Origin of the sequence: Pseudoalteromonas sp. S1650 (genome assembly GCF_005887195.1) — a bacterium.
Lineage (GTDB): Bacteria > Pseudomonadota > Gammaproteobacteria > Enterobacterales > Alteromonadaceae > Pseudoalteromonas > Pseudoalteromonas simplex.
Map to the genome: position 1 here is coordinate 132,362 of NZ_PNDF01000016.1, position 22,463 is coordinate 154,824.

15 protein-coding genes are annotated in these 22,463 nt (G+C 40.6%); 12 read left to right on the forward strand and 3 right to left on the reverse strand.

The genetic code is table 11. The features are described from left to right. Positions 1-206: 206 nt before the first annotated feature. On the reverse strand, positions 207-1,832 hold the full coding sequence (locus CWB80_RS04755) for an alpha-glucosidase family protein (protein ID WP_138600547.1): 1,626 nt from the start codon (positions 1,830-1,832) through the stop codon (positions 207-209). 683 nt (positions 1,833-2,515) lie between these two features. On the opposite strand from CWB80_RS04755, the gene CWB80_RS04760 reads away from it, so the two are divergent. The 12 genes from CWB80_RS04760 to CWB80_RS04815 all read left to right on the forward strand — a co-directional run bounded on the left by CWB80_RS04760 (position 2,516) and on the right by CWB80_RS04815 (position 18,867). Continuing rightward, positions 2,516-5,305, forward strand: a complete 2,790-nt coding sequence (locus tag CWB80_RS04760) for a TonB-dependent receptor (protein WP_138600549.1) — start codon at positions 2,516-2,518, stop codon at positions 5,303-5,305. 105 nt (positions 5,306-5,410) lie between these two features. Next, positions 5,411-6,907 (forward strand): tryptophan halogenase family protein, encoded by a 1,497-nt coding sequence (locus CWB80_RS04765; RefSeq protein WP_138600551.1) that lies wholly within the window; start codon positions 5,411-5,413, stop codon positions 6,905-6,907. A 2-nt stretch (positions 6,908-6,909) separates the two neighbouring features. Further along, positions 6,910-8,760, forward strand: a complete 1,851-nt coding sequence (locus CWB80_RS04770) for a glycoside hydrolase family 13 protein (protein WP_138600553.1) — start codon at positions 6,910-6,912, stop codon at positions 8,758-8,760. A gap of 94 nt (positions 8,761-8,854) precedes the next feature. Continuing rightward, a complete protein-coding gene (locus tag CWB80_RS04775) occupies positions 8,855-10,729 on the forward strand; it encodes an alpha-amylase family glycosyl hydrolase (RefSeq protein WP_502705000.1) in 1,875 nt (624 codons plus the stop codon). Then, a complete protein-coding gene (locus tag CWB80_RS04780; protein ID WP_138600557.1) occupies positions 10,722-12,206 on the forward strand; it encodes an MFS transporter in 1,485 nt (494 codons plus the stop codon). The genes CWB80_RS04775 and CWB80_RS04780 overlap by 8 nt, the downstream gene beginning before the upstream one ends. A 12-nt stretch (positions 12,207-12,218) precedes the next feature. Further along, the gene (locus CWB80_RS04785) at positions 12,219-14,618 is read left to right on the forward strand and encodes a glucan 1,4-alpha-glucosidase (RefSeq protein ID WP_138600559.1); all 2,400 of its coding nucleotides are present in this window, start codon (positions 12,219-12,221) and stop codon (positions 14,616-14,618) included. A gap of 60 nt (positions 14,619-14,678) precedes the next feature. Continuing rightward, entirely contained in the window at positions 14,679-15,617 is a 939-nt protein-coding gene (locus CWB80_RS04790; protein ID WP_138600561.1) for an alpha/beta hydrolase, read from the forward strand. 124 nt (positions 15,618-15,741) lie between these two features. Next, positions 15,742-16,659 carry a sialate O-acetylesterase gene (locus tag CWB80_RS04795; RefSeq protein WP_138600563.1) on the forward strand — a complete coding sequence of 306 codons (918 nt, stop codon included), beginning with the start codon at positions 15,742-15,744 and terminating at the stop codon, positions 16,657-16,659. A gap of 95 nt (positions 16,660-16,754) precedes the next feature. Further along, complete coding sequence (locus CWB80_RS04800) at positions 16,755-17,192, forward strand: hypothetical protein (protein ID WP_249362514.1); 438 nt, start codon at positions 16,755-16,757, stop codon at positions 17,190-17,192. A 71-nt stretch (positions 17,193-17,263) separates the two neighbouring features. After that, complete coding sequence (locus CWB80_RS04805) at positions 17,264-17,845, forward strand: DUF1287 domain-containing protein (RefSeq protein ID WP_138600565.1); 582 nt, start codon at positions 17,264-17,266, stop codon at positions 17,843-17,845. A gap of 101 nt (positions 17,846-17,946) precedes the next feature. After that, positions 17,947-18,273 carry a hypothetical protein gene (locus CWB80_RS04810; protein WP_138600567.1) on the forward strand — a complete coding sequence of 109 codons (327 nt, stop codon included), beginning with the start codon at positions 17,947-17,949 and terminating at the stop codon, positions 18,271-18,273. A 141-nt stretch (positions 18,274-18,414) separates the two neighbouring features. Continuing rightward, a complete protein-coding gene (locus CWB80_RS04815; RefSeq protein WP_138600569.1) occupies positions 18,415-18,867 on the forward strand; it encodes a hypothetical protein in 453 nt (150 codons plus the stop codon). 66 nt (positions 18,868-18,933) lie between these two features. On the opposite strand, the gene CWB80_RS04820 is transcribed toward CWB80_RS04815, so the two are convergent. Together CWB80_RS04820 and CWB80_RS04825 are read right to left on the reverse strand one after the other, a co-directional pair. Continuing rightward, a complete protein-coding gene (locus tag CWB80_RS04820) occupies positions 18,934-21,120 on the reverse strand; it encodes an OsmC domain/YcaO domain-containing protein (protein ID WP_138600571.1) in 2,187 nt (728 codons plus the stop codon). A gap of 193 nt (positions 21,121-21,313) precedes the next feature. Continuing rightward, a complete protein-coding gene (locus tag CWB80_RS04825) occupies positions 21,314-22,333 on the reverse strand; it encodes a LacI family DNA-binding transcriptional regulator (RefSeq protein ID WP_138600573.1) in 1,020 nt (339 codons plus the stop codon). Positions 22,334-22,463: the final 130 nt, after the last annotated feature.

Sequence of the window (22,463 nt, forward strand, 5' to 3'; positions counted from 1 at the left end):
TAAGTAGTCTATTTTGAGGCGATAAAACCTCGTTGATAACAAGGCAAAAATTTAGTTATTTAGTTGTTCTAAATGAGGAATTTTTAACGCAGTTAGCGACAGGTTTAATCCCTCAAAATGATTAAGTATTATTGCGGGTTGGTATAATACCATGATCAGAAATAAAAAAGCCCTGCATTGCAGGGCTTGGTTTTAACAACTGATTATTAATTCAGGGTTGCGTAAAAGCAACCAAACCCGGGCAGAGTGACTGTATTATTTTTTAATTCAGCTGTGTGATGAGAAAGCTCTGTATGCAGTGAAGACACAGTATCAGAGAGTGTCAGTTCGCTACTTTGAGCACCTAAGTTGAATGCACAAAGCATTTTAGTGTCGTTGAGCGTTCTATAAAAAGCAAGTACTGGCTCTTGTGTATCGATAAATTCAATGTCGCCTTCAAGCAGTACGTTCTTATCTTTACGCCATGCCATAAATTCACGGTAGGCATTCAAAATAGAATCTTTATCTTGATCTTGCGTACTCACCGCAACTGATTTGTGCGCATCGCCTACAGGTAACCAAGGTTTTACTGTTGAGAAGCCTGCTTGCTCAGCATCTGCAGCATTCCACGGCATCGGCGTACGACAACCATCACGGCCTTTAAAGTTTGGCCAGAATGTAATGCCGTATGGGTCTTGCAAGTCTTCAAATGCGACTTCAGCTTCACCTAAACCAAGCTCTTCACCTTGGTACATACACACGCTGCCACGTAAAGACGCTAACAGGGCAGTAAGCATTTTACATTGCTGCGGATTGATAATGTTATCTTTACTCCATCGGCTAGCAACGCGTTCTACATCATGGTTACTAAATGCCCAACATGGCCAGCCTTCGGTCATACGCTGCTCAAGAGTACTCACTGTTGTACGAATATATTCAGCGCTATAGTCGTTAGTCAGTAGCTCAAAGCTATAACCCATATGAAGTTTGTCACCACCTGATGTGTATTCAGCCATGGTTGCGAGTGAATCTTCAGATGAGATTTCGCCTAATGCAACGGTACCAGGGTACTTGTTTAGTAGGGCACGAATGTCCTGCATAAGAGTCAGGTTTTCAGGTTGTGTATTATTGTAGTAGTGATACTGGAACGCATAAGGGTTGTCTTCGCTAAAGCCACGGCCTTGACGTTTCTCAGGTGGCTTAGCCGGGTTGTCACGTAATTGCGCATCGTGATAGCAAAAGTTAATTGCATCTAAGCGGAAACCATCAACACCTTTGTTTAGCCAAAACTCAACATTGTCTAATACAGCTTTACGTACCTCTGGATTATGGAAGTTTAAATCAGGTTGTTCAGTCAAAAAGTTATGTAAATAATATTGACCACGACGCGGTTCCCACTGCCATGCAGGACCACCAAAAATAGATAACCAGTTATTTGGTTGTGTACCGTCAGGTTTGGCATCTGCCCACACGTACCAATCTGCTTTATCGTTGATCTTATCTTCACGGCTATCAAGGAACCATTGATGTTGATCTGAGGTATGGCTCAATACCTGATCAATAATGATCTTAATATCACGTTGATGAGCTTGTGCAATGAGTTCATCAAAATCATCAAGGTTACCAAATAGTGGATCGATATCACGATAGTCACTGATGTCATAACCAAAGTCTTTCATTGGTGATTTAAAGAAAGGTGAAACCCAAATAGCATCAACACCTAGGCTTTTAATATAATCAATGCGATCAATGATACCTTTGATATCACCAATGCCATCGCCATTGGTGTCTTGGAAACTGCGCGGATACACTTGATAAATAACCGCACCTTTATACCACTGCTTTTGAGCCATGTTTTTCTCCATCGTGACACTCAGAGTGTGTAAACTATAAGGCAACCATTAGTCGTATATGTTGCCGGAATGTCAAAAGCATACGTGAAGGGTGAGATACTGTAAAAACTCTGCATACGTATGCACGCCAAATTCACCTCTGTCCTCAGTAAAACTTATTAACTTGATTTAAAATTGAGCAGCATAAATTTAGCGCCGTAAAATTTACCAATTAGTAAAGTAATTGTCTTATTCCAACTCAAAACGCCAGCGTGGTGCATAATATAGCTGGCTTACACCAGAATGGTGCAATGTGATTATTGGTAAGACCAATTATCATTGTTCCATGTACGTTCCTATTATTATTGCGTTAAGTCACCATTTAAGCGGGATAAATGGCCTAGCACCTATTTCTGTAACCAAATTGGGGGCGAAAATATAGCGAAAATGTTTCATTACTATTAATTTACACAGTAAAATTGATAAATCATTTATATTCAATCGGTTATGGGGTGGGTTTGTAAAGATGGTGTTAATATTTGTAATGATGAGCTACGCTGAATACGTATGCATAAATTTGTTAAGAAAATAACCAGGGCGTTAATATTCAATTCGACAACAAAATCAGTCAGCGAATAACAGCTATTATGTTCATGAATAACTGCAACACGTTGACATTACAATTTGGGTAATGGGAAAACATCATGTCTATGTTCAAACCAAGTATATTAACTCTGGCTTTAACAGCCGCAGGTTTAAATAGCTTTGTAGTGTATGCTGCAGAAGAAGACCAAAAAACAAAAAACGACAACGTTGAAGTTATCGAAGTAAAAGGTTTTCGTGGCAGTGTTGTAGAATCTATTAATACTAAACGCTTCACTCCTGAAGTTGTTGAGTCAATCTCAGCTGAAGATATCGGTAAATTACCTGATTCATCAATTGCAGAATCAATTGCACGCCTTCCTGGTTTAACAGCACAACGTCTAGACGGTCGAGCTAGTCGTGTAAGTGTTCGTGGTTTCAGTGAAAACGAAAGTGCAACAACATTCAACGGTCGTGAGCAAGTTTCAATCGGCGACAACCGTGGCGTTGAATTTGACCTTTACCCATCAGAAATTATGAGTGGCGTAACGGTATACAAAACCCCAAGCGCAGGCATTGAAGCAGAAGGTATTGCGGGCGTTATCGACATGCAAACTGTTAAACCTTTAAGCAAAGGTGAGCAAGTTATCATGTTCAATGGCCAGTACGAACAAACGGGTTTTGATAAATTAAACCCAGACGGTGACGATCAAGGTTTCCGTGGTACGTTCTCATATATTGATCAATTTGCTGATGACACAATCGGTGTTGCATTTGCATACAACACGATGAGTTCTCCAAACCAAGAGAAACGTTGGAACGCATGGGGTTACCCTGAGTTTACAGGTGAAGATGGTAATACGTACTCAATCTTAGGTGGTGCTAAGCCATTCGTACGTTCATCAACGCTTGAACGTGATACAGCCATGCTTGTTATTGAAGCTGCGCCGACTGAACGCCTGAACATGACCTTTGATGCTTTATATGTAGATTTCTCTGATGAGAAAATCTTACGTGGTATCGAAGTGCCATTTGCATGGGGCCAAGGTTCAATTGACCCAAGTTCAGCTGTTGTTGACGCAGATTCTGGTTTCATCACAAGCGCAGTAACAGAAGGCCAACGTGTTGTTGTTCGTAATGACTACGAAGAGCGTAACGCGGAGCTAACTCAGTTTGGTTTTAATGCAAAATACGACATCAGTGATGATTGGTCAGTAGAATTTGATGTAAGCCGCTCTGAAGTTGAGCGTCAAATCTGGAGTATCGAAAGCTACTCAGGTACAGGTCGTGGTGATGCAAATGGTGTTGCTGATACGATTGGTTATGAGTTTGACGGTGGTAATACAGGCGCACAATTCAGCCATAACCTTGATTACAGCGATTATGACTTAATTCAACTTGGTGGCCCATTATCTTGGGGTGCAAGTGCTGCACTTAACGATAAGTACGGTCTAACTGATACTGCTTATCAAAATACTGCGCAAGATGGTTTCATCAATGCGCCAGAAATCAATGATGAACTAAGCACATTGAAACTTGCGGCTAGCAAAGTACTTGATAACGCGTACATCAGCCGTGTGTCATTTGGTATGTCTTACCGCGACCGTGAAAAGAGCAAAGTGTCTGAAGGTTACTTCATGACATTAAAAGACTTCTCTTTATCAAACCCGGGTATGTTATCAATCCCAGAGCAATACCGTTTAGGGTCAGCTAGCCTTGATTTCATTGGCATGGGCAACATGGTTGCTTACGATACCAACGGTCTAGTGAATGATGGTTACTATAGCCTGCTTCAAGAAAGCTTAACTGATTCAAAACACAAGACACAGTCTTGGACAGTTCAAGAAGAAGTAACAGCGTTCTTTGCTCAAGCTGACATTAATGCAGAGCTGGGCTCTATCCCTGTAACAGGTAACGTTGGTGTGCGTTATGTGAAAACTGAACAGTCTTCACAAGGCTTCGCAGCTAACACTGTGGATGGTTTAGTTGTTGTATCACCAACAGATGTAAACCATGACTACAGCCACTTCTTGCCAAGCATCAACTTATCATTTGCAATTGATGAAGAGCAAACAGTACGTTTTGGTGCCGCGAAAACCATTTCTCGTGCTCGCTTAGACGAAATGAACGCGTCAGTTAACGCTACTTACAATCAACAACCAGATGAAAACGGTAACTATTGGAGTGTATCAGGTGGTAACCCTGAGCTTGAGCCAAAAGAAGCAACTGGTTTTGATTTAAGCTACGAAAACTACTTCCATGAAGAAGGTTACTTCGCTGCAGCTGTATTCTATAAAGATATCACTCAGTGGATTTTCGATGGTACTTATGAAATCGACATGAGCGGTGTAGCTGATCCGTCTACTGGTGAAATTCCTGCGACTTCAACTGGCACAGGTTCAGGTAAAGTGAACGGTGGTTCTGGTGACCTATGGGGTTATGAGCTTTCATTAACTCTACCATTCACTATGTTCAGTGAGTCACTTGATGGTTTTGGTTTAATCGCAAGCCATACAGGTGTTGAGCAAGACTTAACTGACCAAAATGGTAACGATTATGAGCTACCTGGTTTATCTGACCAAATCGATAGTTTAACAGTTTACTTTGAGCGTAACGGTTTCCAAGCGCGTACTAGCATGCGTAAGCGTAGCGACTTTAAAGGTGACGTATACGGTTTAGGTTTTGCGACTACACAAGTTGACATTAAAGGCGAAACAATTTGGGATGCTCAAGTTGGTTATGACTTTAGCGAAGGCGGTGTAGAGAGCCTTGACGGTTTATCTGTCACTTTCCAAGTACAGAACATCACAGAAGAGCCGTTCACGTCACTACAAGGTGATAACTCACTTCAAGTACGTGACTACCAAGACTACGGTCGTACATTCCTGTTAGGCTTCAGCTACAAGCTGTAATTAGCTAAAACAGCGATAGAAAATTGCCCTTGTGATTTGTTTTACAAGGGCTTTTTTATATCAGTGAGCTACACTCAATGAATAGAAATTGGCGTTAGGTGTACTATGGAAACAAAAAAAATAACCAAGGTCGTGATTGCCGGTGGTGGCACAGCAGGGTGGATAACCGCTGCATTACTTAATAAAGTGCTGGGCAAAGTGCTTGATATCACCCTGATAGAGTCAGCAGAGATTGGCACTGTGGGTGTAGGCGAAGCGAGTATTCCACCTATTTTGCATCTAAATGGTGCGCTTGGCATTTCTGAAAAAGAATTTATTAAAGCCACTGGCGCAACGATTAAGCTCGGTATTGAGTTTGAAAATTGGCGCAGTCAAGATCACAGCTACATGCATGCCTTTGGTGAAATAGGTAAAGATTTTCCGTTTTGTGAGTTTTATCATTTTTGGCTAAAAGCAAATCAAACACAAAACGCGCCTGACTTTTGGGATTTTTCACTTAACTACCAAGCAGCAAAAGCGCATAAATTTGCTCACCTTAAGCACATTCCTAACACTCAGTTGGCGGGCTTACATTATGCCTATCATTTTGATGCCACTCGATACGGCGAATTCTTAAAAGAGTTGACGCAATCACGGGGCGTTAAACGCATTGAAGGCAAAATTGAATCGGTTAATCAATGCCATCAAAGCGGGCATGTTCGTTCTTTGTTACTTAAAAATGGCGAGCAAATTGATGGCGACTTATTTATTGATTGCACCGGTTTGCGTGCTTTATTAATAGAGCAAACACTTAATACCGGCTTTGAAGATTGGTCGCATTGGTTACCGTGTGATAGCGCGATTGCGGTGCAAAGTGAATCAGCTTCGGATGCAATTCCTTATACACGTTCAATTGCAAGAGACTCAGGCTGGCAGTGGCAAATACCATTACAGCATCGAGTAGGCAACGGGCTTGTGTATTCTTCTCGTTTCTTATCAGACGAAGCGGCAAAACAACAGCTCTTGGATAATTTACCTGCCAAACCACTGACAGAGCCGCGTGTTATTAAGTTTAAAACAGGCCGCCGTTTAAAGCAGTGGCATAAAAATGTGGTATCGGTCGGCTTATCAAGCGGCTTTTTAGAGCCATTAGAATCGACCAGTATTCATTTAATTCAAAGTGCAGCCATTCGTTTAATTAAGTTTTTTCCTCATCAAGGTATTAAACAAAGCCTTGTAGATGAATTTAATCAACAAAGTAAAACAGAATTTGAGCGAATTCGTGATTTTATTATTCTTCATTACAAGCTTACTGAGCGTGATGACAGTGCGTTTTGGCGTTTTTGTAAAGGCATGGATATTCCATGCAGTCTCAGAAAGAAAATTGAGCTATTTAAAACCAGCGGCAAGCTAATTAGAGAAGACGATGAGCTCTTTGCCGAAATCGCATGGCAGCAAGTAATGATAGGGCAAGGGCTTATTGCAGAGGATCACCATCCTTTAACAGATGCGTTATCTGATGAGCAATTAAATGAGTTATTTAGCAATTTAAAAACCTTGATTAATAGCACTGTCGAGCAGTTGCCGAGCCACAATCAATTCTTAGAAAAAGTACAAAATTAATTATGAAAAAAACACAAACATTTTTAGCGTTAACAACCGCATTTACACTTTTTAACTCAACAGCAAGTTTTGCTATTACTGCGTCACCAGAAAACTGGTGGGTAGGGATGCAAAATGACTCATTACAAGTCATGCTTTACGATAACAATATTGCTAACAAAACATGGCAAATGATGCCCTATAAAGGTGTTGAGTTTAAAGGGGTGACAACAACGAATAATCCTAACTACGCGTTTTTAGATTTAACCATCAGTGACAATGCAAAGGCGGGAACACTGACTTTTAAAGCTAAAGATGGCACAGAATTTACTTACCCATTAAATACCCGTGATAAACAAAGTGCCAATCGTCATGGCTTTACAAATAAAGACACGCTTTATTTAATAAACCCTGATCGCTTTGTAAATGGTGACCTAAGTAACGATAGTGTTGCAGGTATGCAGGAGGCTGCAAACCCAAGCTTTAAAGGTGGCCGACATGGCGGTGATATTCAAGGTGTTATCAATAGCCTAGATTACCTTGAGGACCTCGGTGTAACACAACTTTGGTTAACACCGGTGCTTGAAAATGACATGCCAAGTTATTCTTATCATGGTTATGCTATTACTGATTTTTACAAAGTTGATCCGCGTATGGGCAGTAATGCGCTTTATAAAACCTTATCGGCAGAAGCGAAAGAGCATGGTATCGGCTTAGTGATGGACATGGTACTTAACCACTTTGGTTCATCGCATCAGTGGATGAGTGACATGCCAACGGCAGATTGGGTTAACTTTGATGGCAAGTTTGAAAACGGTAAAAATGCCACTAGTCACGCCAGACAAACAATTCAAGACCCTCATGCGAGCCAATACGACAAACGTCAATTTAATGATGGTTGGTTTGTTGAGACGATGCCTGATTTAAATCAGCGCCAGCCGTTACTATCAACGTATTTAATTCAAAATGCCATTTGGTGGATTGAATACGCCAACTTAAGCGGCATTCGTGTTGATACCTATTCATACTCAGATAAAGCATTTTTAGCCGATTGGACTAAAGCGATAATGACCGAATACCCAAACTTTAATATTGTTGGTGAAGAGTGGACAACCAACCCAGCAATTGCATCTTATTGGCAGCGTGGCAAAGTCAATCAAGATGGTTATACCTCTGAGTTACCAAGTGTAATGGACTTTTCATTACAAGAGGCGTTGATCCAAGCACTTAACGAAGAAGAAAGCTGGAATACAGGTTGGGTTAAAGTGTATCAATCGCTGGCGAATGACTTTTTATATGCTGATACAGATAACATTTTAGTGTTTGCAGATAACCATGACATGAGCCGTGTTTACACTGAGCTTGGTCAAGACCTAGCAAAAACTAAATTAGCCATGACGCTGTTATTAACAACTCGTGGTATTCCACAAATTTATTACGGCACTGAGCTGCTGCTCGATAACACGCCAAGCAATGACCACGGTGATATTCGCATTGATTTCCCGGGTGGGTTTAAAGGTCAAAAAGCGAATGCCTTCACAGGTAAGGGGCTTTCAGCTGATCAGCAAGAGATGTTAGCTAGCATGAAAAAACTGCTTAAGCTTCGTCAAGAAAAACCAGCGTTAAGCGAAGGTCGTTTAATGCATTTTTCACCCAAGCAAGGCGTTTACAGCTATGTGAGAGAGCACAATGGCCAAACTGTATTGGTTGTTCTTAACAAAAACCAACAAGCTATTGATTGGGATTTAAGCTACATGCAAGAAGTGCTGAAAGGCAATAATAAAGGACGCGATTTAATCAGCGAAGAGCGTGTTGATCTTGCTGCGCCAATCCGCTTAAAAGCTATGCAAGCACGCTTAATCGAACTTGAATAATTGCAACTAATAGGCTGAATACGTATGCATTTACTGTCCGTATGCAGCCCTTAACATTAGTATGAACTGATATTTACAGAAAAATGAAGTAATGATGACAACATACAAACTAACTGCGTTAGTAGTGGCTTCGGTTTTAGGTTTAACTGCCTGTGGTAACGATGCGCCAGTACAGCAGAACACGCAACAGCAGCAATCAGAATCTAGCCAAGCAGCTATCTCTAAGCCTGTGGTTTACCAAGTATTCACTCGATTATTTGGTAACACTAACACCACCAATAAACCGTGGGGCACATTAGAAGAAAATGGGGTAGGTAAATTCGCTGATTTTAATGATGCAGCATTACAAGGCATTAAAGAGCTAGGAACAACACATGTTTGGTACACTGGTGTACCGCGTCATGCTTTAGTAACTGACTATACCGAATACGGTTTGTCTCAAGATGACCCTGATGTTGTAAAAGGCCGTGCAGGCTCGCCTTATGCAGTGAAAGATTATTACGATGTTAATCCTGATTTAGCAATTAACCCTGAGCGCCGCTTAGAAGAGTTTGTCGAGCTAATCAATCGCACTCATAAGCACGGTATGAAAGTGGTTATTGATATTGTGCCAAACCACGTAGCGCGTAACTATGAGTCGGTTGCTAAGCCTGAAGGTGTAAAGGATTTTGGTGCTGAAGATGACACGACGAAAACCTATGCTCGCGATAATAACTTTTATTATGTAACAGGGCAGTCATTTCAAGTGCCAACAAGCGATAGCTACCAAGTGTTAGGTGGTAACCCGCATCCTCTTGCTGATAATCAATTTGCCGAAACCCCAGCAAAATGGACGGGTAATGGGGCCCGTGCCGCTAAACCTGACATTAATGATTGGTACGAAACAGTTAAAATCAATTACGGTGTGAAACCAGATGGTAGCTACGACTTCCCGACGCTACCGGATGATTACGCTGATAAAGATTACCGTGCGCACTACGCCTTTTGGCAAGATAAAGATCTACCAAATAGCTGGTATAAATTCCGCGATATCGCGCTTTATTGGTTAGATAAAGGTGTTGATGGTTTCCGTTATGATATGGCCGAGATGGTGCCTGTTGAGTTTTGGAGCTTTTTAAATTCATCAATCAAGATGCAAAAAAGCGATGCCTTTATTTTGGCTGAGGTATATAACCCAACGCTTTACCGCCCATATATCCAACAAGGTAAGATGGATTACCTTTACGACAAAGTCGGTTTTTACGACACGATTAAAGCTGTGATGCAAGGCAAGCAATCAGCGGATACTATTTTCGATATCCAAAGCCAAGTGACGGATATTGAAGAGCATATGCTGCACTTCTTAGAAAACCATGATGAGCAACGTATTGCTAGCCCAGATTTCGCTGGTAGTAGTGAAAAAGGTAAGCCAGCGATGGTGGTATCTACATTGATGTCGCGCTCGCCAACATTACTTTATTTTGGTCAAGCTGTCGGTGAAGATGGCTCTGAGGACGGTGGTTTTGGCGACCCAACGCGTACCAGCATTTTCGATTATATGGGTGTACCTGCGCATCAAGCATGGATGAATAATGGTAAATTCGATGGCGGTGCGCTTTCAAAGCAGCAAGCTGATCTTCGCGCTTACTACACCAAGTTGATGTCGTTAAACACACTTCCTGCCATTGTTGGTGGTGACATGCAAGCGATTGAATTGACAGGCTCAGAACAAGTTATTGCTTTTACGCGAAAGCTAGGTCAACAACTGGTGCTCGTCGTAAGTAATTTTTCAGAAAACCCTCAAGATGTTGAACTAACACTTAACCAAACGTTGTTACCTAAGCTTAATCACAGTGGCTTAACGTTAATTGATAACCTAGAAAATCATGCCGACATTGTGATTTCTGAGGCAGCTACGAATGCGCCAATTCAACTACAGCTGAATGGCTTAAGCAGTGCAGTATTTACCTTAAAGGCTGACTATGAATAATAACAAACCAACGCTGAGCTTTTGGCAAATATGGAATATGTGTTTTGGATTCCTTGGTATCCAATTTGGCTTCGCATTACAAAACGGTAATGTAAGCCGTATTTTTCAAACTTTAGGTGCCAATGTTGATGATATTCCAATCCTTTGGGTTGCAGCACCATTAACAGGTCTAATTGTACAACCGATCATCGGTTACTGGAGCGATAAAACTTGGAATAAGTTAGGTCGTCGTCGTCCGTTCTTTTTCTATGGGGCTATTTTAACGACGTTATCGTTATTCATCATGCCTAACTCACCAAGCCTTTGGATTGCGGCGGGTATGTTATGGATCATGGATGCGTCAATTAACGTGACTATGGAGCCATTCCGCGCCCTTGTTAGTGATAACCTACCGAAAAAACAACGTGCAACTGGTTATGCGATGCAAAGCTTCTTCATTGGTGTTGGTGCGGTTGTTGCGTCTGCATTACCTTGGATGATGACTAACTGGTTCGATATTGCTAATACGGCACCTGCTGGGCAAATTCCAGATTCTGTAAAATTTTCGTTTTACTTTGGTGCAGTAGTTTTATTAGTTGCTGTGTTTTGGACTGTATTTACCACGAAAGAATATTCACCAGAAGAACTTGAAAGCTTTCATGAACAAGAGCAAAGCGATGACTCGAGTGATGTTCAAAGTGATGTAAACTTTAACAAAGGCGCTGCAATCTTTACGGTTCTTGGTCTAGTAGTACTTGGTATTGTAACGGGTCTATCGCTTGAAAAAGAGCTTTATTTACTCGCTGGTGGTTTGATTAGCTTTGGTGTTATTCAATTTATTGCTGGTGCTTTAAAGGCTAAAAACGCAACCAGTGGTGGCTTTTATCAAGTTGTGAATGATGTATTCACTATGCCAGAAACGATGAAACAATTGGCATGGGTACAATTTTTTAGCTGGTTCTCATTGTTTGCAATGTGGATTTACACCACATCGGCAGTAACTAGCTTCCACTACGGCAGCAGTGATACAAGCTCTCTTGCCTACAATAACGGTGCGGATTGGGTTGGTGTATTATTTGCCGCTTACAATGGTTTTGCTGCCATTGCAGCACTGTGTATTCCGGTTATCGTTAAAAAAGTAGGGCTAAAAATGGCTCACGCTCTCAACCTAGTGCTAGGTGCATTGGGTCTGGTCAGCTTCATTATTATCAAAGATCCAAGTTTACTGATCTGGCCAATGATTGGAGTAGGGTTTGCTTGGGCGTCAATTCTATCTTTACCATACGCAATGTTAAGTACCTCAGTACCAAGTAAAAAAATGGGTGTGTACATGGGTATCTTTAACTTCTTTATTGTTATTCCGCAGCTGTTAGCGGCAAGCGTATTAGGCCTAATTTTACGTCACTTTTTTGATAATCAACCGATTTATGCGTTAGTGCTAGGTGCAGTGTCATTCGTACTAGCAGCGGTCGCTGTGCTGCGCGTTAAGCAACAATAATAAGGACACACAATGAAAAAATTTAATCTTATTACAGCAAGCTTGTTAGCGTTAGGTTTAACAGCTTGTAGTTCAGAGCAATCAGTTAATACAGCAGTTGAGCAGGTGTCAGCGCCAGGTGCACCGGGTGTTGAGCCTTTTTGGGCATACTCTGGTAAAACGGGTATTGGTACCTCTTACGAGCAATACCAAGACGGCCACTACAGCGACGCAGCTGCTACTGGCAAAGTATCAAAAGTTTGGTTTTCAATCGCTAAAGGCATGATCACAGAAACCATGTTTGGTTTAATTCACCAAGCACAAATCAAAGATATGCAGTTTGTTGTAGTCGGTAAAGACTTTACCGTTACAGAGAGCGATGATCTCGATGTAAGCATTGATTATTTATACAAAGACGACGCTGGTCGCCCATTATCGCTTGCTTATAAAGTCGTTAGTAAAGATAAACAAGGTCGTTTCACTTTAGAAAAGCATATTTTTACAGATCCAAATGGCCAAACATTGTTTGTTCGTAGCGTATTTAATACCGACCTTGAAGGTGTGAAAGCCTACGTTAATGTGAACCCTTACATTGATAACAACGGTTTAGATGATTTTGCAAAAGTGACTGATAAGGGTCTAGTTGCGTGGCAAGATGATAACTTTTTATCTTTACAAGCCGCTCAACCATTTAAGCAAGCAAGCGTTGGCTTTACGGGTGTAAGTGATGGATTAAAAGAGTTAAAAGCATCGCAATCACTATCAACGACTTACCAAAATACTGGTGATAAGTCGGGTAATGTAAGTTTACTTGCAGAGCTTGGTGAAGTATCAAAAAACACCACCTTTGATTTAACGTTAAGCTTTGGTAACTCTGAAGCTGCAAGCTTAAAAGAAGGTCAAGCGAGTTTAAATCAAGGTTACCAAAAAGTGCTTGCAGCATATAACGGTGAAGGTGCTGCAATTGGTTGGCAAGACTATTTAGCAAGCCTTGAACCTTTGAGCACATTAACTAACAGCACCGCAGATAATGGTAAGTTGCTTTATACCAGCGCCATGGTGTTGAAAGCGCAAGAAGATAAAACCCATGCTGGTGCTTTAATTGCGTCATTGTCTAACCCTTGGGGTGAAACAGTGTCGGCTAAAACAGGCTCTACCGGTTATAAAGCGGTTTGGGTACGTGATTTCTATCAAGTCGCAATGGCATTTATGGCCATGGGTGATACACGTACCGCTAAAACAGCATTTGAATATCTAGAAAAAGTACAAGTAACAGATAACACGCCAGGCAATGGTGGTGACACGGGTTGGTTTTTACAAAAGACGCACGTTGATGGTGAGCTTGAGTGGGTAGGTGTTCAGCTTGACCAAACAGCAATGCCAATTATGTTAGCGTGGAAACTACATCAAGCAGGCGTACTTAGCGATCAAGAGCTCACAGATTGGTATGGCAAAATGTTAAAGCCAGCGGCTGATTTCTTGGTTGATGGTGGCCTTGCGAAAATTCTTTGGAATGACACACAAATCACACCGCCTGCTACGCAACAAGAGCGTTGGGAAGAACAAAATGGTTTCTCTCCATCAACAACTGCAGCGGTTGTTGCAGGCTTAGTCACGGCTGCTGATATCGCTAAAAAAGCAGGTGACACAAAAAATGCAGAGCGTTATCTAGCAACGGCTAAAACTTACAACAGTGAAATTGAAAGCACCATGTTTACGACTCAAGGTAACCTTAAGTCTGAAAACAGCGATGGTGAATATTTCATTCGTATTGGTCAAGACAAAGATCCAAACTCAACAACCACACTTAACGCCAATAATGGCCGTGAAGGCTTTGATAAAAAGCAAATCCTTGATGGTGGTTTCTTAGAGCTTGTACGTTACGGTGTTCGTGATGCACTTGCGCCAAGCATTGTAAAAACATTACCAGAATACGATGACGAGACCTTAGTCGATAATTTGCAAGTGCGTTACACCTTTAATTTTGCTGATGGCTCAGGTTCATACCCTGGTTACCGTCGCTATGGTAACGATGGTTACGGTGAAGATGAAGTGACAGGTAACAACTATGCCGAAGGTGGTAACAACACCCCTGGTCAACGTGGTCGTGTATGGCCGTTTTTCACCGGTGAGCGTGGCCACTACGAAATCGCTGCTGCAAACGCAACTAATAGCCTTGATGCGATGAAGCAACAAGTGATTAAAGACACCTATGTAAAAGGTATGGAAGCATTTGCCAATGAAGGCATGATGTTACCTGAACAAGTTTGGGATGGCGTAGGCAATAATAAAGGAGGCTATCAGCTAGGTGAGGGTACAAACTCAGCCACACCACTTGCTTGGACTCATGCTGAATATATCAAGTTACTCCGTTCAGTGAGTGATAAACATGTATGGGATCATTACCCTGTGGTTGAAAAAGCCCTCAAGTAATACCTTATTAATAAGCCGCAATTCATTTGCGGCTTTTTAGTTTAAATTTGAGTAGACATTATGTTTAAGAAATTAATTTGTTTAACCTTGATGCTATTTTCAGGTGTCACTTTTGCAAATGTGATAATCCCTGAGGTGTTAGAAGGGCATCTTGATGTTAAGAAAAACTTTAGTTCAAAGTATGTTGAGAGCCGTTTTTTAAATATCTGGTTACCACCAGGTTATAGCAACACACGTAAGTATGATGTTTTATATATGCATGATGGTCGAATGTTGTTTGATGCCAAAACAACATGGAATAAACAAGAATGGCAAGTTGATGAAGTTGCCGCGAAGTTAATTCAAAGCGGTAAAGTTAAGCCATTTATTGTTGTTGGCATTCCAAATGCGGTAGAAAATCGTCATAGCGAGTATTTTCCGCAAAAAGTATTTGAAAGTTTAGCAAAGCAAAAACAAGCAAATTTATATGAGTTAGAGAGGTATCCAGGGCAAAAGCTGTTTTACTCTAAGGTTTATTCAGACAACTATGCTCGCTTTGTTGTTGAAGAAGTCATTCCCTTTATTGAGAATAACTATTCAGTAAATAAAGGTTTTGAACATCGGTATATCGCAGGATCAAGCATGGGAGGGCTTATTTCTTGGTATACACTACTTCAATATCCTAATGAGTTTGCCGGCGCAATTTGTATGTCTACGCATTGGCCAGGGATTTTTACTTATGACAAACAAGTATTTACTGCTTTCAAGCAGTATATTTCTGACAATATTGGCAAACTAACAACACAAAAAGTTTACTTCGATTATGGAGATGGCACATTAGACTCCATGTATCCTGATCTTCAAAAACAAATTGATAATGTATTTATGCAACACGGTTATCCAGCTTCGTTATGGCAGAGTCAATATTTCCCAGGTGCGACGCATGCAGAAGTTGATTGGGCTAAGCGATTACAAATCCCACTTGAGTTTATGTTCAGAGTAAACGCGCAAGCACTGTAATAATTAATTGATTAAAAGAATCGAACTGCTTCTGCTAGGCTAAATGCCTGTATTAAAAGTATTTATAGCACGAAGCTATAACTATGAAGTAAAAACTTAATTACATACCTAATATTTATTGGGCATGGCTTTTGGTAAAAGGAAAAATAATGTTAAAAAACTAGCCTTATGTGGTTTGTTAGCAATAAGCACGCAAAGTAAAGCGGATGACTATTTGCTTTACTTTATGGGGGGCCAATCAAATATGGAAGGTTTTGGCTTTAATAAAGACTTACCTGCACAGTATGAAAAGCCAGTTGTAAATACCTTATTCTTTTTTGGTAACCCTGTTGCTGATGATGCATTAAATGGTGGCAAAGGTGTTTGGACTAATTTAATGCCTGGTTTTGGAACAGGGGCAAGATCGACAGAGCATTCAATTATTTTATCGGATAGATTTGGCCCTGAATTGAGTTTTGGTAAACGCTTATCTGAGCTAACGGGTAAGAAAATAGCCATTATCAAATATGCGCGTGGTGGCTCATCTATTGCGCTTGGGGCATCTGGTTTTGGTACATGGGGGCAGAACTATGCTGACAACACCAAGATCAACCAATGGGATAACTTTCAAACTACCGTAAGAGCTGCGTTAGCGAACAATGATATAGATGGTGATGGTGTAGCAGATACTTTAGTACCAGCAGGTATCATTTGGATGCAGGGTGAGGCCGATGCCTATCATGAACAAGCATCTAAGGTTTATTTAGCTAATTTAACAAGCCTGATGAATGATATGAAGATGACTTTTGGCAATAAGGAGTTACCAATCATTCTTGGCAGAATCGAAGACTCTGGTAAAACACCTGAAACACGCATGATGCCACATATTGAGAGTGTATGGAATGCTCAGAAAAAGTACGTTAAATCAAATGCTAATGCTCATTTAGTTGCCTTTGATGAGCCTGTCGAATTCATTGAAGATAAATGGCACTATAAAAGTAATTACTATATAAAACTAGGTAACCTTTTTGCAGAGAAAGCAGCCGAAACATTAGCTAAGTAAGTTTCTTTTAAATATCTAATTAAATAATTAAACTGCCGAATTAACCTCGGCGGTTTTTTGTTTATAATAGGGCCAAATTTGAAATGGAATTTACCATGAATCAGCAAAATTTTATTCTTGTTATACTTATTCTCATTGCTTTACCTGTGTGCTTAATTAAAGCTGAAGCAGCTGAACTTAAACCCTTCACTACAGATGGTTGCAGCTCTTTTCCTGATGGAACGATAGAACACAAAAACTTATGGTTAGCTTGCTGCACTGCCCATGATCTCGCTTATTGGCAAGGCGGTACTTTCAAGCAACGTGAGCAAGCTGATATAGATTTAAAAGAGTGTGTTGCACAAGTGGGTGAGCAAGAAATTGCGGTATTGATGCTTGCTGGTGTTAGAGTGGGTGGTACACCTTTTTTACCTACCAGCTTTCGCTGGGGTTATGGCTGGCCATACTCCAAGTTTTATAGCGAACTCACTGAGCAAGAGCGCTTACAAGTTGAAAGCCGTTTAGCAGAATACGCTGATACTGAACAGCATTAATACTTAATAAAGAGAATGGGCAGAGAGCAGTCTATTCGAGTTTTTATAATTATTTAAAATGGAGTTTGTAGATGATCAAAACAGCCGGGATGTTACTTTTATTATTTGCTCTTAATTCTCAAGCGGAAAGTTTTCAATCTAAACTTGTTGAGGCCGCCAAAGAGCGAACTGAACACTTTGTAGTTTATAACGGAAGTTATCGAAAAATAGACTATCCCAATGGTGATGTACCTAAGAATATAGGTGTATGTACCGACGTGGTTATACGTACTTACAGAGCTTTAGGAATTGATTTACAGGCGCTTGTATATGAGGATATGCGCGACAACTTTAGCTTATATCCTTCAAAACGAATTTGGGGCTTAACCAAACCAGATACCAATATTGACCATCGCAGGGTACCTAACCTACAAGTGTTTTTTGAAAGACATGGTGAAAGTCATGTTATTAGTAAAACAGCTGCTGACTATCAAGCAGGTGATATTGTGACTTGGGTTCTACCTAATAATAGGCCTCATATAGGTATCGTTACAGATGAACTATCGAAAGATAAATTAAGACCTCTGATTGTTCATAACATAGGCTGGGGTCCTAAAATGGAAGATATGTTATTCACTTACAAAATTACAGGGCATTACCGATATAAACCCTAACATACACACTAAGCTTCAATTAGTTACCACTTTAGTATACATTTAAGGTATTTATGTACCTTTATTGGGTTTGGTCTGATTTTTAACTTAAAGGGATTTAAATGAAAAATGTTAGTAAATGCATTGCCAGTATTTTGTTGCTACTTCCGACGACTATTTTTGCTTCTCAAGAAGTTGTGATTGAAAAGTCAGATAAATTTACCGAACTGTCAAAAGGCTTAAAGGTAAGTGTTAGAACTGGCCCTACTAAAAATGCCAAAATTTATGACTTTTCGACAAATAAAATTACCATCACTGATGAGCATGGTGCGCCTTTTCAACGTTACTATTTGCATATTGCCACAGCAGATAAAGAATGGGCCAAGGAAATTATTACGTTTGATGATAGAACAAATGTAATTGACTTAAATGCACTACTTTTTGGTTAATTAATAGACACTTCTGAACTAAAAAAAATAGACTCAGCGCATGCTTTTTCTTTATATAATCGTCTTGAAAATATTCTCTCGGAAGAATATGGCACATTTGAACAGGTTTACAATGATGGCCTTGCGGACTATTTAAATTATATGTCGATAGACGCCGGTTTTGAGAATTACATAGCAAGAACCGAGGGAGCGGGCGATAAACTCACAGAGTCACTAAAAGAAATAAAGCTGCCACCTCTTGTTGAGCACCAACAATTAATAAGTGAGTTTATTAAGGCTGTAAATCAAAAAGACAAAACATGGTTGTTGGCACAGCAAAGACCTAATTCCTCACAGCGAGACTCGGGAATTTATGCGCGCGGTTTAAACGTGCTGTTTGAGTATTTTGATAGCATAGGTAACCCTACAAAGTTCAATATTACCCGAGAAACAAAAGGTCGCTCCTATGACCGTAATTCAAATAAACACTTTATTGTTGAATTGCTTGAGCACAAAGGTCGACGAGATAAAATAGAGATGGAGTTTATGTTTGTAGATTCTTATGGTGGCCGCTTTATTGCTGAATACGATATTACAGGTGTTCGTTTTCGTTAAGTAACGGTTTTAAGTAAAGCAGAAAAGCCGCAGGTTACGAAAACGTGCGGCTTTGATATTTCTTGGTTACAGCCCTGCTTTTTTAGCGCGGGCAGCGTGTAGCTTTTTGTAACTTTCGATTAAACGAAGGTGCCTGTCTAAACCCTCAAGCTTCATGCTGGTTTCTGTTAAACCATAGAACATTACATCGCCGTTAATTGAGCCAACGACTGCATCCATCGTTTCTTGACCAAACATACGGGTGAAGCTATGAATGTAATCTTCAATCTCTAGGTCATCGCTGAGTGCGACTTCTAACGTTGCATGCATTGCTTGGTAGAATAGGCCGCGTTCAACAATGGTATTGTCGTTATACTGTAAGAATGCTTCAACAAGCTCCATTGCTGCTTCTAAATCACCAAGTGCTAGATAAATAAGTAGCTTCAGCTCAAGAATCGTTAACTGACCCCATACTGTGTTTTCATCAAACTCAATGCCGATTAAGGTGATGATATCAATGTAGTTATCTAGTTCACTTTCTTCTAAGCGCTCAACTAAATCAGCAAGTTGATCTTCTGATAAACGATGCAGGTTTAAGATATCTTCACGGAAGTTAAGTGCTTTATTGGTATTGTCCCAAATCAAGTCTTCCACTGGATACACTTCTGAGTAATCAGGCACTAAAATGCGACATGCAGTACCAAGATCTGAGAATTCAGCAATGTAAGCTTCTTTACCTAAACTTTCTAATATACCGAATAAGCTCTCAGTTTCTTCCTCATTGCTACCAGAGAAATCCCACTCTACAAAATCATAATCGTGTTTAGCGCTGAAGAAACGCCATGAGATCACGCCCGTTGAATCAATAAAGTGCTCTACAAAGTTTTCCGGCTCAGAAACTGCCATACTATTGAACGTTGGCTTAGGTACATCGTTTAAGCCTTCAAAGCTTCTGCCTTGTAATAACTCAGTTAAGCTGCGCTCTAACGCTACTTCAAAGCTTGGGTGCGCACCAAAAGAGGCAAATACACCGCCTGTTTTAGGGTTCATGAGTGTTACGCACATCACAGGGAACTGACCACCTAGCGAGGCGTCTTTTACTACAACAGGGAAACCTTGTTCTTCAAGACCATTAATACCCGCAACAATACCTGGGTATTTATTTAAAACATCCTTTGGTACGTCTGGTAAAACTATTTCTTGCTCAATGATTTGACGTTTAACGGCACGCTCGAAAATTTCAGATAAACATTGTACTTTTGCCTCAGCAAAATTGTTACCTGCACTCATCCCATTACTTAAGAATAAGTTTTCAATTAGGTTTGAAGGGAAATAAACCGTTTCACCGTCTGACTGGCGAACATAAGGAATCGAACAAATGCCACGTTCTTTATTACCAGAGTTGGTATCTATTAGGTGTGAGCCGCACAGCTCACCATCTGGATTATAAATTTCACGGGTATAGTCATCTAAAATGCCCTCAGGTAAAGAGTCATCGTCAGTCAATGCAAACCACTTTTCATTTGGGTAATGAACAAACGCGCTATTAGCAATGTCTTCGCCTAAGAACTGGTCGTTATAGAAGAAGTTACAGTTTAAGCGCTCAATAAATTCGCCTAAAGCTGAGCATAGTGCGCTTTCTTTCGTTGCACCCTTACCATTGGTAAAACACATAGGCGAAGCTGCATCACGAATATGAAGTGACCATACATTTGGCACAATATTACGCCAAGAAGAAATCTCGATTTTCATCCCTAACTCTTCAAGGATGGCCGTCATATTTGCGATGGTTTCTTCAAGTGGTAAGTCTTTACCTAAAATAAAGGTATTACTGTCATCACCGGGTTTTGCCATCAGCATTGCTTGCGCATCAGCTTCGATGCTTTCAACAGTATCGATCTTAAATTCAGGGCCAGTTTGAATAACACGTTTAACTGTGCAGCGCTCAACAGAGCGTAAAATACCTGTGCGATCTTTCTCTGAAAGGCTTTCTGGTAACTCAACCTGAATTTGAAAAATTTGGTTATAGCGGTCTTCAGGGTCAACGATATTGTTTTGCGCAACACGAATACCATCTGTCGGGATATCGCGTGAATTACAATACACTTTAATAAAGTAAGCCGCACACAATGCAGAAGATGCTAAAAAGTAATCGAATGGACTTGGTGCAGTGCCATCACCTTTATAGCGAATAGGTTGGTCTGCAATGACAGAGAAATCATCAAACTTGGCTTCAAGTCTGAGGTTGTCGAGAAAATTAACTTTAATTTCCATTAAAAAATTCCACCTTTGTGCGCGTTGTTATCTAAAGCATTGTTAGCCAGATAAGCATTTTCAACATAATAGGTGTAATTATCTGCTTTTTCGAAGTAATAGTCTTGGGTAAATCGAAAAAAAACTGATTTTAATGCAATAAGTGTCTGGTTAGGGAGGGAGTAGGCGATAACAAAGCTGTTATCGCTAAAAATTAAACACTTGAACCGCGAATAATTAACCGAGGTGGTAAAAGGGTATTCTCGACATCTTCACCACGAATAAGTTTGAGCAGGTTATCGACCAACATTTGTCCGGCGAGGGTGGTGTCTTGCTGAACAGTGGTAAGTGGTGGGTTTACAAAGCTGGCAACCGCAATATTATCAAAGCCAACAACGTGCACATCATCAGGAACCTTTATTTTTGCTTCTTTCAAGGCGCGAATAGCTCCAATCGCAATAAGGTCACTGGCAGCAAATAATGAGTTAAAACGAATGTTATTTGCTAAGAGTGAACGAGTCGCGTGATAGCCTGATTCTTCTGTTGAAATAGCATTTGCCATCTTACGTTCGTTTAAATTAACGCCCTTGGCTAGAAATGCATCTTTAAAGCCTTGGTAGCGAGCAAAAAATTCTGGACTATGCTCAGATGCATCGCCGATAAATGCACAATCGGTTCTTCCTGTTGCGAGTAAATGTTCAGCCGCTAATTTACCACCGCCGTAGTTATCACAGCTCACAGTTAAATCTGGGCGGTTATCTACACTGGCACCCCAACAGACAAATTTAGTGTGCTGATCTATTAGGGTTTTAAATTTAGGTTGATAATCAAGGTAATCACCATAACCAAGCAGTATTAAGCCATCTGCACGATGGCTGTCTTCGTAATCGGCTTGCCAATCAGAGCTGCTTGACTGAAACGATACCAGTAAGTCGTAGCCTTCTTTTGCACAGGCTCTGGTTATACTACCTAGCATCGCCAAAAAGAAAGGGTTTATTTGTGATTCATCCGAAGTGGGATCTTCAAATAATAACAGGGCGAGGGTGCTACTTTGCTGTGTTCTTAAGTTACTGGCATTTTTATCAACTTTGTAGTTGAGCTGCTTGGCTACCTCATGAACACGTCGACGGGTTTCTTCGTTGACCAAAGGGCTATTTCGCAGCGCGCGAGACACGGTTGACTGCGACACACCCGCATAATGTGCAATGTCAAAAGATGTCGCCTTACCTTTCATATGGTTACCAAATAACAGAACTAGTAATTGCCATTTTCGGCTATTTAATATTTTTTTCAAGCTATTTGTGACAAGCAGCGAGAGTGTGACTGTTCTGTACACAGTTAGGTATTTTTTATGTGTTTATAAA